Source organism: Mitsuokella jalaludinii, assembly GCF_928722185.1.
GTDB classification, from domain to species: Bacteria; Bacillota; Negativicutes; order Selenomonadales; family Selenomonadaceae; genus Mitsuokella; species Mitsuokella jalaludinii.
Genome location: NZ_CAKMXA010000001.1, coordinates 33,589 through 47,384 on the forward strand (window position 1 = coordinate 33,589; position 13,796 = coordinate 47,384).

Sequence of the window (13,796 nt, forward strand, 5' to 3'; positions counted from 1 at the left end):
TGTCATTTTAATTTGGTTGTCTAGGAGCTGTTGCACTTAGATTGTAAATCCATCAGCGAAAACCAAGCTTTGTATGTCTCGAAGACTTGAATATCCGTGGCATGATGAAGAATCGATATTTATCCGAGAAGATCCAGGAACAGAATCTTTATGAATTCCGCAGACAGATTGAATACAAGGCATATTGGGCCAAGGTATCTGTTATCATAGCAGATAGATGGTATCCGAGCTCCAAAACTTGTGTCATCTGTGGCCATGTCAAGAAAGACTTGAACCTGTCGGAGAGGATGTACGTTTGTCCCGTATGTGGCAATGTAATCGATCGTGACTTCCAAGCAGCACTGAACCTCAAACGTTATGGGGACGCAGAGCAAATGACATCTGCAAGCTGATAGAAAGAAGTCCATGTAGATAAGTACCGATTCGTTAGTCGGGAACAGACTTACTTCCTTGCGAGAGCAAGGAGTGTCATGTCAAAGCCTCCGGAGCATTATATCAAACGTAAGTAGCTTGTCCTTCGGGAGGGCAAAAACGGATGCGATGAACGAGGAACGAAACGTAAAAGTCAGTTTTTCATCAACAGGATGTGGCTTTTTATAAGTTTTCAGTAACGGTGAAGCCAAAGACGGAGCAGATGAATACTAAGGCGAGGATGACGCTCCACGTTGTCGTATCGTCAGGAATGACGGGACGTTCAAAAGCAAAAAAGGGCTCTCAATTGCCATTATTGCTGGTAAGAGAGCCTTTTTACTTAACAATAATAAATAATATTTGATAGAGGCGCTGACGCAGTATGACGGAGGAGCTGTTCGCTTGAACAGCTCTATTTTTGTGTATCGATGACCATGCATTGGGAAGCATGCACAATTGGTTCCTCGAGTTCATAAAACACGATTGTACCACAAGAGAGTACTTATAGCTATTTTGTAATTCGTCGCACCGGATCCCTGGACGCTCGCTTCTCTCGGCTTTATCGTAGCACTGATGGGCTGGATGCCGGCGCCGATCGAGATTTCCGCCCTGAATTCGATGTGGGTCGTGGCTAAGCGCCGCCTGAATCCGGTGAGCTTCCGGGATGGCATCTTCGACTTCAACGTCGGCTATATCGGCACGGCAATCCTCGCACTGGTATTCATGGCACTCGGTGCACTCGTCCAGTACGGAACGGGTGAAAAGGTTGAGGCAGCCGGTGTTGCCTATATCGGTCAGCTGATCAAGATGTACGCATTCGCCATCGGCGACTGGTCCAAACTGCTCATTGCCGTGATCGCGTTCCTCTGCATGTTCGGCACGACGCTCACCGTTATCGATGGTTATTCCCGTGCCAATAATGAGGCGCTGCGCCTCCTGATGAAAAAGGATCAGAGCTCGGCTCGTAACCTCAATATCTGGATGACGGTCACGTCCCTTGTCGGCATTGTCATCATCGCCGGATTCATGAGCGATGTGGCAACGCTTCTCTACTTCGCGATGATCTGCTCCTTCGTTTCGACGCCGTTCTTTGCGCTGCTGAACTTCTCCCTCGTGCGGAGCGGAGCGCATAAAGTCACGGGCGGCCTGTTCTGGCTCGGTGTCTTCGGCTTCCTGTATCTCGCAGGCTTTACCATTCTCTTCATTGTCTACGAGGCAGGACTGCTCAAATAAAATGAACTGTCAAAGCTCCACTGCTCATGCAGCGGAGCTTTTTTGATGCACATTTTTGGCGCAAGATACTCTCATTGTTTACACCACGAGACGTTGTTGCAGGACTTTTGGCTATACATCTCGAATTTTTTGATTGTTAGAGTAGGTAGGGGTCGTTGTGTTAGGGGATGTGTTTTGTGAAGAATCAACAAGGTCCGATTGTTGTCCAAGGTGCGATGAGCGTGGAGACGCAGCATATCATCGACCAGATGACGGAAGTCCGGGAGGAGCCGTTTGGGCCATTCCGGTGTGCGCGTGGAGTACTTGAAGGACATGGGCTTGTAGTCTGTGAGACGCAGTGGGGCATGGCCAATGCGTCAGCTTTGGCGGCGCTTGCCATTGCGCGGTATCATCCTCAGGCAATCATCAGCCAGGGAACGGCTGGCGCCCATGATGCATCGCTGTCTGTTTACGACATCGTGCTCGGGGCGCGGACAGCAAATTCTTCTGCCTGGCAGACGTATTATCGCGCGGCTGGCGCGGGAGTCGATTACCGCGGGCTGAAACAGCTCGGTGTCTTTGCTTGGGACAAGGATCGGAAGGAATTCCTGCAGGAGGTCTATCATGAGGGAAGCCCCACTCTGCTTGCTGCTGCCCGTCGTGCTGCTGCAAGGTACGAACATGGCAGGGTAGTCGAGGGAACCATCACGACGTGCGACAGCTGGAACTGTGAAGTGGATCGCATCGATTTCCTGCATGGATTCTATGGCTCATTGGCAGAGGAGATGGAGGGAGATGCTGTCGCGCAGGTCTGCCAATCATTCGATGTGCCATTTCTCGATGTGCGCATCATCTCGAACAGTATCCTGATGAATCAGGACCCTTGGGACCTCGGGACGGGACCTGTCTGTCAAGAGTATGTACTTGCGTTGCTGCGAGAATGTTGGCAGGACATGTGCTAAAAGAAAGATAACCTAAAGAGGCTGCGGCCAAGATACAATCTTATCTTGGCTGCAGCCTCTTTTCAGCGCTTGCTGTTCGATTGACCTGTTGCGTTTTGTCATCCGTTCAGGCTGTCAGTGCAGGAATGTATTCTTGCAAATGAAGTGCCCCGGCAGGAGTTTTAGCCGGATGTCTCGAATTCTTCTGATAACAGATGAAGATATAAGAAGGTACAGAGAATGATGCGGAGGGGACAATCATGGGAAAGAGAATCAGCGTGGCGGCGATTCTGGCGGCGGTGCTGCTGCTCGTCTTGTCGACGGTAGCATTGGCGGCTTCGCCAATCAATAAAGATGGCTACTACAAGGGGATACGATTGGCGGGGAAGGTCAAGGTCGTGGCGTACAACGCGGACATCAAGGTGAAGGTCGTCAGCAGTTTCCCGGATCTGCGGGTCAAGGCGGTCGAGCATTTTCCGGATGATATCGGCGAGTGGCAGTTCGTGGACTACGGTGAAGACTTCACAATACAGTATGTCGAGAGTTTTCCGGACATCACGATCGAGTTTGTCGAACACTGGCCGGGCGTGGAATGATAGACGTATCAGAAGTCGTTTGCCGGATCAGATGTTTTTAGATTCGAGGTGCTTTGTATGGTCATGGGGACGGTTTTGATGGGTTTGTTGATTGCTGGTGCAGCTGTTTTTTTCACGCATCGCCCGATAAAGATGAGAAAGTCGGAGGCTGAGAAGGCGGCGGAGTTGGTTGAGCCGGTCCCGCCAGAGGTGAAAGCTGCGTCTTTTGCTGCAGAAGGGGCTGATGCGAAACAGCAGCCGGCTCTGGCGACGAAGCTGGGGCCGAATGGGGGTTCGCGGACGGCTGGGCCGCGCTTGACGGCGGAGCAGTGCCGGGAATTGGCAAGAATCCATCGACAGAACATGCTGGACCGGCAGCACGACAGCCGCATGTCGGCGGCTGCGGCGGTGGCCGGTGCTGTGGCTGGTGCGGCGCTGATGCATCATCATGATGCGGAGGCACAGCAGGCGCAACTCGACCAGATGGCTGCGGCACAGCGCGCACAGCAGCAGTTGGACGCAGATACATACGATGCGGATGACTATGATGCAGATGATATGGATGGTTACAGTGATGTTGCAGACGACTACGATGCAGATGATCAGACCGATGCCACTGAGGATCCCGATGACTATGATGCGGATGACGATGGACTGAGCGATGACGGTATCGATTGGGATGCTGACTGGTCGGTCGACGATGACAACGATTATGGGAATGGTCAGTCGGATTACAGTGATTACGGCAATGACGACTACGGCAGCTATGGCGACGATTCGGGTTCTGGCCACGATGATGACTATGGTGGCTACGGTGGAGACGACTACAGTGGCGGCGATTATGGCGGTGGTGATGACTATGGCGGCGACGACGGCGGATTCTGATGGAGGTGAATCGCATGAATAAGGGTGGGTTCAGCTGGAAGACCTTGCTCGGCATCACGAATGCGAAGCGCCAGTTTGCGCGGCAGACGGGTATCCCGACGACGAAGTCGGGCGTCGAGCGCAAGGTCGGTCGCATGGTGCTCGACTTGCTGTTTGGCAAAAAGAAGAAGGGCTGAGGCAGGATTTCGCGGCTGTCTGGCGAATGTAACTGCAATACGAAATTTACAAATTTACATCGAAGCTAAAGTTCAGTCAGAAAGAAGAATCGCTATGTCAATCGAGAGAGTCCTGTCGTTTTTGGAGCAGAAGGGGATGGCGGACCGCGTCATCACGTTTGAGGCGTCGACGGCGACGGTGGAACTGGCGGCACAGGCGCTTGGCGTGGAGCCTGGGCACATTGCCAAGACGATGTCATTCCTCGTGGACGGCGCGCCGCTGCTCGTCGTCCTCGCGGGGGATGTGCGCGTAGACAACCACCGCTTCAAGGAGGCGTTCCATAAGAAAGGGCGCATGATCCCCTTCGACCAGGTGGAGTCATTCATCGGTCATGCGCCGGGCGGCGTCTGCCCGTTCGCAATCAAAGAGGGGGTGCCGGTCTACCTCGATGGATCGCTGCACCGCTTTGAGACGGTCTATCCCGCTGCGGGAAATGATCACAGTGCCGTGCGCCTGACACCGGAGGAGCTTTTTCGCATCATACCGGCAGAGGGATGGGTCGATGTTGCGAAGAGATGATGTTTGACGGCGAGACTTTTATGTCTGTCGAGTGGAAACGGGCGCCGTTTGCTGAAAAATGTTTCGTGAGGATGCGGATGGATGCCGCAGATTTGCTATGGATATCTCGGAATCTATGATATAATGGAAGGCATCACAGCTAAGAGAGGGGCAAGTTGAATGGAAATGCAAATGGAATTCATCCGTAAGTTACCGACACCGCAGGAGCTCATGGAGCAGTTTCCGATAGATGACCGTGTCAAGAAGATCAAGGTGCAGCGCGACAAGGAGATCGCGGACATCATCACGGGCAAGGACAACCGCTTCCTGCTCGTCATCGGTCCGTGCTCGGCAGATAACGAGGAAGCTGTACTCGACTACGTGCATCGCCTCGTGCCGGTTCAGGAGCAGGTCAAAGACAAGATCTTCATCGTGCCGCGCCTTTACACGAGCAAGCCGCGCACGATTGGCATCGGCTACAAGGGCATGCTGCATCAGCCGGATCCGGAGGGCAAGGAGGACATGCTCGGCGGCATCATCGCGATCCGCGAGATGAATGCGCGCGTCGTGCGTGAGACGGGCTTCACGTGTGCAGAGGAAATCCTCTACCCAGAGATCTACCGCTACTTGTCAGACCTGCTGTCGTACGCAGCTGTCGGCGCGCGCTCCGTCGAGGATCAGTTCCACCGCATGATTGCGAGCGGCATTGGCATCCCGGTCGGCATGAAGAACCCGACGTCGGGAGATATCTCGGTCATGCTCAACTCGATTGAAGCGGCACAGCACTCGCAGGAGTTCCTGTTCCGCGGCTGGGAAGTCCGCACGCAGGGCAACCCGCTGGCGCATGCCATCCTGCGCGGCTATGTCGACAGCTTCGGCAACAGTCTGCCGAACTACCACTACGAGAACCTGCGCTCGCTCTGCGAGGCATACCACAAGCGCAATCTCGTGAACCCGGCTGTCATTGTCGACACGAATCATGCGAACTCGGGCAAGAAGTATCTCGAGCAGATCCGCATCGCGAAGGATGTCGTCAACAGCTGCAAGATCTCGTCGGATATCCGCACGCTCGTCAAGGGCCTCATGATTGAGAGTTACATCGAGGACGGTGACCAGAAGATCTGCGAGGGCACGTACGGCAAGTCCATCACGGATCCGTGCCTCGGCTGGGACAAGACGCAGCAGCTCATCTTCGACCTCGCGGAGATGCTCTGATTGCGCTACTGGCCAATCAGATAACCGAATCAGAGTCAAAAGGAGCCTGCCACAGATTGTGTGGCAGGCTCCTTTTTCTGAGTGCTTGAACTGAATCAGAATTTGTCGACGAGCTTGTAGCCCTTGCCGCGCAGGAATGTCTCGGCCTCTGGCTCCTGCGTCTTGAAGATGACGACCGGCTGGCTGGCCTGGCGGTCATAGGAGATGTAGAGGTAGTCGAGCGAGACATTGGCCTCTTCAAGGTGTTTGAGAATCGCGTCGAGGCTGCCCGGCGTGTCGCCCATCTCGACGGCGATGACCTTGTCGATGTGGCACTGGTAGCCGGCTTTCTTGAGCTCGGCGAGTGCGCGCTCTGGGTCCGTCAGGACGAGGCGGATGATGCCGAACTCAGCGCTGTCGCTGGCGAGCATGGAGTAGATGTTGACGTCCGCTGCTGCGAGCACAGCCGTCATCTTGCGCAGAGCGCCTTTTGTGTTTTCGGCGAATACAGAAACTTGATTGAGCATAGAGTCGTGATCTCCTTTTGTGAATCTTGAAGTTGATGAACGATGAATATAGCGATTGCTACGATTGCTATGTCCATTCTATCATAACGCCTGCCAGAACGCAAAGGCCTTGCACAGATAAGGTGTAATGTTGTTACATGAAGCTGGCTCATCATTCAGGCGAGGAGGTTCAGCAGCACGGTCACGATGGAGGAGTTGACGAAGTCGACGATCAGGGCACCGATCAGCGGGATGACGAAGAAGGCGGTCGGGGCTGGGCCGAAGCGCTCGACCATGACGGACATGTTGGCGATGGCGTTCGGCGTGGCGCCGAGGCCGAAGCCACAGGTGCCCGCTGCCATGACGGCGGCCTCGTAGTTGCGGCCCATGACGCGGAAGATCAGGAACTTGGCGAAGAGCGCGAGGAAGAGCACCTGGCTCAGCAGCATGACCATCATCGGGATGGCGAGGTCGGAGAGCTGCCAGAGCTTGAGACTCATGAGGGCACACGAGAGGAAGATGGTCAGGCCGAGGTTGCCGAGGACTTCGCTCTCGCGCTGGTAGATCTTGTAGGCGTGCGTGTAGTCGGAGATGTTGCGGATGATGGCGGCTACGAGCATGGAGCCGATGTAGTTCGGGAAGACGAGGCCGGCGCTGATGAAGAGCTGGCTGATGACGGTGCCGAGGCCCATGGCAATGAGCAGGTGCGCGAGGGCGTTCATGAAGCGGTAGTTGTTGATGCTCTGCCCCGCGCGCTTCTCTTCGTCGATGGCCTTGCGCTCGCCGTGGGCGGCCTGCTCGAGCTTCTCGAGCTCGTCGCTCGTGTTGGCTGGGTCGAGGCGCTCCTCTTCGGCGACGCTCGTGAGGCCGTAGCGGCGCACGAGGAATTCGCCCATCGGGCCGCCGAGCAGGCTGCCGGAGACGAGGCCGAAGGTGGCAGCGGCAAAGGCAATCGTCGTCGCGTTGTCGAGGCCGACGCTCTCAAGGACAGGGCCGAAGGAACCGGATGTGCCGTGTCCGCCGACCATCGGGATGGAGCCCGTCGCGAGCCCCATGAGCGGGCTCAGGTCGAAGACGTGCGCCAGGGCGATGCCGATGGCGTTCTGGCACAGGATCAGGAGGGCGGTGAGCACGGCCATCTTGGCGACGAGCGAGCCGCCCTTGCGTATCAGGCTGATGCTGGCCGTGTAGCCGATGCTCGTGAAGAAGAGCATCATGAAGACGTTCTGCATGACGGTATCCTGGCGATACGTCCAGATGCCGTTGACGTAGAGGATGTCGTTGAGGATGGCGAAGAGGATGCCGCCAATGACAGGGGCCGGGATGCAGTAGCGGCGCAGGAAGGGAATCTTGAGGCGCAGGAGTACGCCGATGTAGTAGACCGCCGTGGCGGCAGCGAGTGTCTGGTAGATGTTGAGATCGATGTTCATGATGGGGACTTCCTTTGCTGAGTATTCTTGCCTACGTGTAAATCTGTAACGTGGCTATTATCATACCAAAAAATCATTGGAGATACAACACTTTTGTTATAGGTTGCACAAAAGTATTTTGCACGGCCGCGCGCGGCAGCCTTCGGAAATCTATTGCATTACGCGGGGAAAGCATGTATAATAAGTGAGTAATTTTAGTTTGCAAGTGAGGATACGACAGGTATCCCTTTTCTTTTATAGGAGGCAGATTACACAGAATGAGTATGATGACTAATGATAAGCTCCGCAATATCGCGATCATTGCACACGTCGACCACGGCAAGACGACGCTGGTCGATGCCATGCTGAAGCAGAGCCATGTATTCCGCTCGAATGAGCAGGTGGCTGAACGCGTCATGGACTCGGGCGATATCGAGCGCGAGCGCGGCATCACGATTCTTTCGAAGAACACGGCCATCATGTACAACGGCATCAAGATCAACATCGTCGACACCCCGGGCCACGCTGACTTCGGCGGCGAGGTCGAGCGTGTCCTCAACATGGTCGACGGCGTTCTCCTGCTCGTCGATGCATTCGAAGGCCCGATGCCGCAGACGAAGTACGTCCTGCGCAAGGCCCTGGAGCAGAAGCTGAAGCCGATTGTCGTCATCAACAAGATCGATAAGCCGAACCAGCGCGTGGACGATGTCTACGATGAGGTCCTCGAGCTCTTCATGGAACTCGATGCCGATGACGATCAGCTCGACTTCCCGGTCATCTACGCGACGGCTCGCGATGGTATTGCGAAGTACAGCATGGACGATGACAGCACGAACCTCGAGCCGCTGATGGAGACGATTGTCAAGGAAATCCCGGCTCCGCACGGCGATCCGGACGGCCCGCTGCAGATGATGGTCACGACGCTCGAGGCAGATGCCTTCGTCGGCCGCGTCGCTGTCGGCCGCATCAGCCGCGGCACGGCTCGCACAAATCAGAATGTCGTGCTCATCAACGGCGATCAGGAGATCCGCGCGAAGATTGGCAAGGTCTTTGTCTATCAGGGCATGCAACGCATCGAAGTGCCGGAAGCCAAGATGGGCGAGATCGTCGCACTGACGGGTCTCGGTGATGTCAGCATCGGCTACACGGTCGCTGACGCTGAGAAGCCGGAGGCACTGCCGGCCATCCGCATCGACGAGCCGACACTCTCTATGACGTTCGGTGTCAACACGAGCCCGTTCGCCGGCCGTGAAGGCCAGTTCGTCACGAGCCGCCATCTGCGCGACCGCCTGTTCAAGGAAGTTGAGACGAACGTCGCCATGAAGGTCGAAGAGACGGATTCGCCGGATGTCTTCAAGGTATCGGGTCGCGGCGAGTTGCATCTCTCGATCCTCATCGAGGAGATGCGCCGCGAGGGCTACGAGCTGCAGGTCGGCAAACCGGAAGTCGTCTACAAGACGATCAATGGCCAGCTCTGCGAGCCAATCGAGAACCTGACGGTCGAGGTACCGCAGGAGTACATGGGCGCTGTCATGGAAGGCCTCGGCACGCGCAAGGCTGAGCTCACGAACATGACGGAGACGGCTGGCTACATGCGCCTCGAGTTCACGATCCCGGCGCGCGGCCTCATCGGTTTCCGCTCCGAGCTCCTGACGAGCACGAAGGGCAACGGCATCATGAACCACGTCTTCCACGGCTATGCACCGTACAAGGGTGACATCCCGGGCCGTACACGCGGCTCCCTCGTCGCCTTCGAGCAGGGTGAGACGACGGGCTACGGCATCTACACGCTGCAGGATCGCGGCACGATGTTCATCGGACCGAACGAGCAGGTCTACGAAGGCATGATTGTCGGCGAGAACTCCCGCGAGAACGATATCGACATCAATCCGTGCAAGAAGAAGAACGTCTCCAACATGCGTACGTCTTCTTCGGATGAGGCCATCCGCCTGACGCCGCCGCGCATCCTTTCGCTCGAGCAGGCCATCGAGTACATCAACAGCGATGAGCTCGTCGAAGTCACGCCAGAGCACATCCGCCTGCGCAAGGCTATCCTCGACCGCACGATCCGCGGCCGCAACGCCAAGAACGCGCGCAAGGGCTGATTCGGCACTTCGCAATAAGAATAAAAATGAGAGAAAACCTGTCGGAAATGAAATTTTTCGGCAGGTTTTTTGCAATTTCTGTCGAAATGTGTTATCATGTTGATAGTTAAATCCAGTTTTATACACATGTGTGTGTGGATAATATGAATTCAGGTGGAAGGACGAGATGTTATGAGTGGGATGGAGACGATCAAAGGCAAGTTCCAGGGCCTCATCGATGTATTGATGCCGTGGGAAGACGTAGAGGTAGAGGATAGCAAGGAAGCTGCTGGCGAGAAGAAACAGCAGCAGGTTTCGGCTAGGCAGTCTCATGCGGCAGCACAGGAGTACAAAGTCTCGGGCGGCGACTCGATCTATGTCGAGCGCACGGAGGCACAGGAGCCTGCACCGTCTCTCCGCACCCGCGCGCGCGTGCAGCACCCGCAGCTGACGGTCCACACGACGAAGATCCCGGAGCTGCGCGTCCAGATCTACGTGCCGGAGAACTTTGACCAGGTCACGGACATCGCGGACAATCTCAAGGCCGGCAAGGCTGCTGTTGTCAACTACGAGCGCGTTGCCGCTGAAGAGCAGCGTCGCATCTGTGACTTCGTCAACGGTGCCTGCTATATCGTCAACGGCTGCGCAAAGCGCATCTCGGAGCAGATCGTGCTCTACGCACCGGAAGGCGTCGATGTCGCAGAAGCGATGCCGGCAGAACTCAAGGACTGATACTTGATCCAATAGAACCACGGATTCATGCCAGCCTGCCTCAAGGGGCAGGCTGTTTTATGTTGCAGTAGATAAAAGAGAACCAGAACACCAGAAAAGGGGAATTTTGATGAACAAGAACCATGAAGGACAGAACGAGGTGCTCGAGGGCGTGCTCGCGGAGTTTGCCAAGCTGGCTGCTATCCCGCGCAAATCCGGTCACGAGCAGGCTGTCAGCGATTTCCTGAAGTCGTATCTCAGCGAGCTCGGCTTTACGGTCATGCAGGACGAGGCGAACAACATCATCGCGGACAAGAAGGCGACGGCTGGCTTCGAGAAGGCGCCGCTGACCATCCTGCAGGGCCACATGGACATGGTCTGCGTGGCGGAAGAAGGCTATGATTACGATCCGCTCAAGGATCCCATCAAGCTCGTGCGCACGGAGGAGTACCTCTCGGCTGAGGGCACGAGCCTCGGCGCGGACGATGGCATCGGCGTGGCAGAGGCCATCTACATCATGAAGACGGCGAAGGACCACGGCCCGCTGCGCCTGATCGTCACGACAGATGAGGAGCAGAGCATGAAGGGGGCCATCCGCCTCTCGGCAGAGCATCTCAAGGATGCCTCGTTCCTCATCAACTGCGACAGCGAGAATTACGATGAGCTGACAGTCGGCAGCGCGGGCAGCGTCGACCTCGACTTCACGCGTGCGCTAAAGCGCGTGGAGCCTGAGACGCCTTTCGCCTGGAAGATCGAGGTCAAGGGGCTGCTCGGCGGCCATTCCGGCGAGCGCATCGGCGACGGCCGCGGCAATGCCATCCGCACGCTCGCGATGATTCTGACAGCACTGCAGGCGAAAGGCGAGGTCGAGCTCGCATCCTTTGATGGCGGCAAGGCGCGCAACGCCATCCCGAACGATGCGGCGGCCGTCTTTGTCACGGATCTCCCGAAAGAAGAGATTGAGGCGGTCATCAAAGACCAGCAGGAGCGCTTCAAGAAGATGTACGGCAATGTCGAGCCGCAGATCCTCGTGCCGCTGACGAGCGTCGAGGCGCCGCAGCAGGTCCTGACGGCGGGCGATGCAAAGCGCCTGCTGAACCTCCTGACGATCCTGCACACGGGTGTCTACGCAATGTCGACGGTCATCCCGGGGCTCGTCGAGACGAGCGCCAACCTCGGCGTCGTCAACATGACGGCGGACGAGGTGGAAGTCCAGTTCTTCCCGCGTTCGGCCGTCGACCAGAAGCTCGACGAGTTCCGTCAGTACGCTGAGACGGTCGCAGAGCTCACGGGCTTCACGGCGCACATCGGCACGCAGTCGCCGGGCTGGAAGGAGAACAAGGATAGCCGCCTCGCCAAGATTGTGGCAGAGACGTTTGCTGAGCAGAACGGCAAGCCGATGAAGGTCGAGACGATCCACGCTGGACTCGAGTGCGGCTGGCACTTCCGCAAGAACCCGCAGCTCGACATGGTCTCGATTGGTGTGACGACGAAGGACATCCACAGCCCGAAGGAGCATCTTGTGCTCGCGACGGTCAAGCCGCAGGTCGACCTCATCGTCGAGACACTGCACAAGATTGCCGTGCTTTGAGCCGGTATCTGCCAGCGCTGTGAGACAGATCTGACAGAGATAGACCACATATAGTTGATGCCGCATGGGGAAAGCTCCTCCGTGCGGCATCTTTGTATTGCCGTTCCTCTATGGCCTGTGTCATGGACAAGCGAGCCCATTTTTGATACAATAAAGCATTGATTATGAGATAGACAGCAAAGAAAAGGACGGAAAAGAACGTATGAACATGATAGATGGCAAGCTGCACCGCTATGCGTACCTCCTGGTCTATGGATGCCAGATGAACCAGAGCGATGCAGAGCGCATGATGGGACAGCTCCGCACGATCGGCTATGAGCGGACGGAGTCGATGGAGGAGGCTGACCTCATCCTCATCAACACGTGCTGCGTGCGCGAGACGGCGGAGGACCGCGTCTACGGCAAGATCGGTGAGATCAAGCGCCTCAAGCGCGAGCGCCCGGAGCTGATTTTCGGCATCACGGGCTGCATGGCGCAGAAGGAGGGCGATGCGCTCATCAAGCGCGCACCGCACATCAACTTCGTGCTCGGCACCAACAAGGTCCACGAGCTCACACGCGTCGTGCAGGAGATCCAGGCGGAGCGCGGCCACGTCGTCGATGTCCAGCTCGGCGAGACGGAACTGCCGGACGATGTGCCGGTCGCACGTGCGGGCAGCCTCTCGGCCTGGGTGCCGATCATGTACGGCTGCAACAACTTCTGCACGTACTGCATCGTGCCGTACGTGCGCGGCCGCGAGCGCAGCCGCCTGCCGGAGGACATCGTGCGCGAGGTCGAGGAAGCCGTGAAGAACGGCTATGAGGAAGTCACGCTGCTCGGCCAGAATGTCAACTCCTATGGCAAGGACCACAAGCTTGCGGACTTCGCGGATCTTCTGAAGATGGTCGATGAAGTGCCGGGCATCCGCCGCGTGCGCTTCATGACGTCGCATCCGAAGGACCTCTCCGACAAGGTCATCGCAGCCATACGCGACGGCGAGCATCTCTGTGAGCACATCCACCTGCCGGTCCAGTACGGCAGCAACCGCATCCTCAAGGCGATGAACCGCGTCTACACGGTGGAGTCGTACCGCGACCTCGTGCGCCGCATCCGCGCGGCCATCCCTGAGGTGAGCCTGACGACGGATCTCATCGTCGGCTTCCCGGGCGAGACAGACGAGGACTTCCAGCAGATGCTCGACTTCCTGCGCGAGATCCGCTACGATTCGGCCTACACCTTCATCTACTCGAAGCGGTCGGGCACTCCCGCGGCGACGATGGAGAACCAGGTCGAGGAGTCGGTCAAGAAGGAGCGTTTGAATGCGCTCATGGCCGTGCAGAACGAGATCAGCCTCGCCATCAACGAGAAACTGCTCGGCAGGACACTGGAGGTCATGGTCGAAGGCCCAAGCAAGAACGATGCATCCGTCTGGATGGGCCGCACGCGCACCAACAAGATTGTCTTGTTCGCGCATGCGGGCGAGAAGCCGGGCGACTTCATCGACGTTCGCATCACGCACCCGCAGACCTGGGTCCTCAAGGGCGAGCGCGTATAGTAAAACGATAAGAGAAATGACAGGCGTGC

At 56.8% G+C, this 13,796-nt stretch carries 14 protein-coding genes; 12 read left to right on the forward strand and 2 right to left on the reverse strand.

What is annotated here, in order from left to right; genetic code table 11:
- The first annotated feature begins 47 nt into the window (after nt 1-47).
- The 8 genes from QDI87_RS00140 (at nt 48) to QDI87_RS00175 (ending at nt 5,953) form a co-directional block, all read left to right on the forward strand.
- Nucleotides 48-392: an RNA-guided endonuclease InsQ/TnpB family protein gene (locus tag QDI87_RS00140; RefSeq protein WP_278743345.1), complete on the forward strand. Its 345-nt coding sequence runs from the start codon at nt 48-50 to the stop codon at nt 390-392.
- Nucleotides 393-984: 592 nt separating this feature from the next.
- Complete coding sequence (locus QDI87_RS00145; protein ID WP_278741904.1) at nt 985-1,644, forward strand: hypothetical protein; 660 nt, start codon at nt 985-987, stop codon at nt 1,642-1,644.
- Between the two features lie 176 nt (nt 1,645-1,820).
- On the forward strand, nt 1,821-2,585 hold the full coding sequence (locus QDI87_RS00150; RefSeq protein WP_278741906.1) for a 5'-methylthioadenosine/S-adenosylhomocysteine nucleosidase: 765 nt from the start codon (nt 1,821-1,823) through the stop codon (nt 2,583-2,585).
- A gap of 239 nt (nt 2,586-2,824) precedes the next feature.
- Nucleotides 2,825-3,160, forward strand: coding sequence for a hypothetical protein (locus tag QDI87_RS00155; RefSeq protein WP_278741907.1), 336 nt, complete (start codon nt 2,825-2,827; stop codon nt 3,158-3,160).
- Nucleotides 3,161-3,217: 57 nt separating this feature from the next.
- Nucleotides 3,218-4,024, forward strand: a complete 807-nt coding sequence (locus tag QDI87_RS00160) for a hypothetical protein (protein ID WP_278741908.1) — start codon at nt 3,218-3,220, stop codon at nt 4,022-4,024.
- Between the two features lie 14 nt (nt 4,025-4,038).
- Nucleotides 4,039-4,200, forward strand: a complete 162-nt coding sequence (locus tag QDI87_RS00165; protein ID WP_169737570.1) for a hypothetical protein — start codon at nt 4,039-4,041, stop codon at nt 4,198-4,200.
- A 94-nt stretch (nt 4,201-4,294) separates the two neighbouring features.
- Nucleotides 4,295-4,759 carry a YbaK/EbsC family protein gene (locus QDI87_RS00170; RefSeq protein ID WP_036375159.1) on the forward strand — a complete coding sequence of 155 codons (465 nt, stop codon included), beginning with the start codon at nt 4,295-4,297 and terminating at the stop codon, nt 4,757-4,759.
- Nucleotides 4,760-4,930: 171 nt separating this feature from the next.
- Nucleotides 4,931-5,953, forward strand: a complete 1,023-nt coding sequence (locus QDI87_RS00175; protein ID WP_248617147.1) for a 3-deoxy-7-phosphoheptulonate synthase — start codon at nt 4,931-4,933, stop codon at nt 5,951-5,953.
- Between the two features lie 95 nt (nt 5,954-6,048).
- Here QDI87_RS00175 and QDI87_RS00180 read toward each other — a convergent pair whose 3' ends face one another.
- Nucleotides 6,049-6,459: an amino acid-binding protein gene (locus QDI87_RS00180; protein ID WP_036375165.1), complete on the reverse strand. Its 411-nt coding sequence runs from the start codon at nt 6,457-6,459 to the stop codon at nt 6,049-6,051.
- A 155-nt stretch (nt 6,460-6,614) separates the two neighbouring features.
- Nucleotides 6,615-7,868, reverse strand: a complete 1,254-nt coding sequence (gltS, locus tag QDI87_RS00185) for a sodium/glutamate symporter (protein ID WP_036375168.1) — start codon at nt 7,866-7,868, stop codon at nt 6,615-6,617.
- Nucleotides 7,869-8,131: 263 nt separating this feature from the next.
- Here gltS and typA point away from each other — a divergent pair, with 263 nt between their 5' ends.
- From typA to miaB, 4 genes are all read left to right on the forward strand, one after another.
- Entirely contained in the window at nt 8,132-9,952 is a 1,821-nt protein-coding gene (typA, locus tag QDI87_RS00190) for a translational GTPase TypA (protein ID WP_036375170.1), read from the forward strand.
- Nucleotides 9,953-10,123: 171 nt separating this feature from the next.
- Nucleotides 10,124-10,663, forward strand: a complete 540-nt coding sequence (locus QDI87_RS00195; RefSeq protein ID WP_051652179.1) for a cell division protein SepF — start codon at nt 10,124-10,126, stop codon at nt 10,661-10,663.
- 109 nt (nt 10,664-10,772) lie between these two features.
- A complete protein-coding gene (gene pepD, locus QDI87_RS00200; RefSeq protein ID WP_036375176.1) occupies nt 10,773-12,233 on the forward strand; it encodes a beta-Ala-His dipeptidase in 1,461 nt (486 codons plus the stop codon).
- A gap of 202 nt (nt 12,234-12,435) precedes the next feature.
- The gene (gene miaB, locus QDI87_RS00205) at nt 12,436-13,767 is read left to right on the forward strand and encodes a tRNA (N6-isopentenyl adenosine(37)-C2)-methylthiotransferase MiaB (protein WP_172674695.1); all 1,332 of its coding nucleotides are present in this window, start codon (nt 12,436-12,438) and stop codon (nt 13,765-13,767) included.
- Nucleotides 13,768-13,796: the final 29 nt, after the last annotated feature.

Coding starts and splice junctions, on each gene's coding strand:
- typA (WP_036375170.1), top strand. CDS start 8,132: ATGATGACTAATGATAAGCTCCGCAATATCGCGATCATTGCACACGTC.
- QDI87_RS00145 (WP_278741904.1), top strand. CDS start 985: ATGGGCTGGATGCCGGCGCCGATCGAGATTTCCGCCCTGAATTCGATG.
- pepD (WP_036375176.1), top strand. CDS start 10,773: ATGAACAAGAACCATGAAGGACAGAACGAGGTGCTCGAGGGCGTGCTC.
- QDI87_RS00180 (WP_036375165.1), bottom strand. CDS start 6,459: ATGCTCAATCAAGTTTCTGTATTCGCCGAAAACACAAAAGGCGCTCTG.
- QDI87_RS00195 (WP_051652179.1), top strand. CDS start 10,124: ATGAGTGGGATGGAGACGATCAAAGGCAAGTTCCAGGGCCTCATCGAT.
- QDI87_RS00155 (WP_278741907.1), top strand. CDS start 2,825: ATGGGAAAGAGAATCAGCGTGGCGGCGATTCTGGCGGCGGTGCTGCTG.
- QDI87_RS00160 (WP_278741908.1), top strand. CDS start 3,218: ATGGTCATGGGGACGGTTTTGATGGGTTTGTTGATTGCTGGTGCAGCT.
- miaB (WP_172674695.1), top strand. CDS start 12,436: ATGAACATGATAGATGGCAAGCTGCACCGCTATGCGTACCTCCTGGTC.
- QDI87_RS00175 (WP_248617147.1), top strand. CDS start 4,931: ATGGAATTCATCCGTAAGTTACCGACACCGCAGGAGCTCATGGAGCAG.
- QDI87_RS00170 (WP_036375159.1), top strand. CDS start 4,295: ATGTCAATCGAGAGAGTCCTGTCGTTTTTGGAGCAGAAGGGGATGGCG.
- QDI87_RS00165 (WP_169737570.1), top strand. CDS start 4,039: ATGAATAAGGGTGGGTTCAGCTGGAAGACCTTGCTCGGCATCACGAAT.
- gltS (WP_036375168.1), bottom strand. CDS start 7,868: ATGAACATCGATCTCAACATCTACCAGACACTCGCTGCCGCCACGGCG.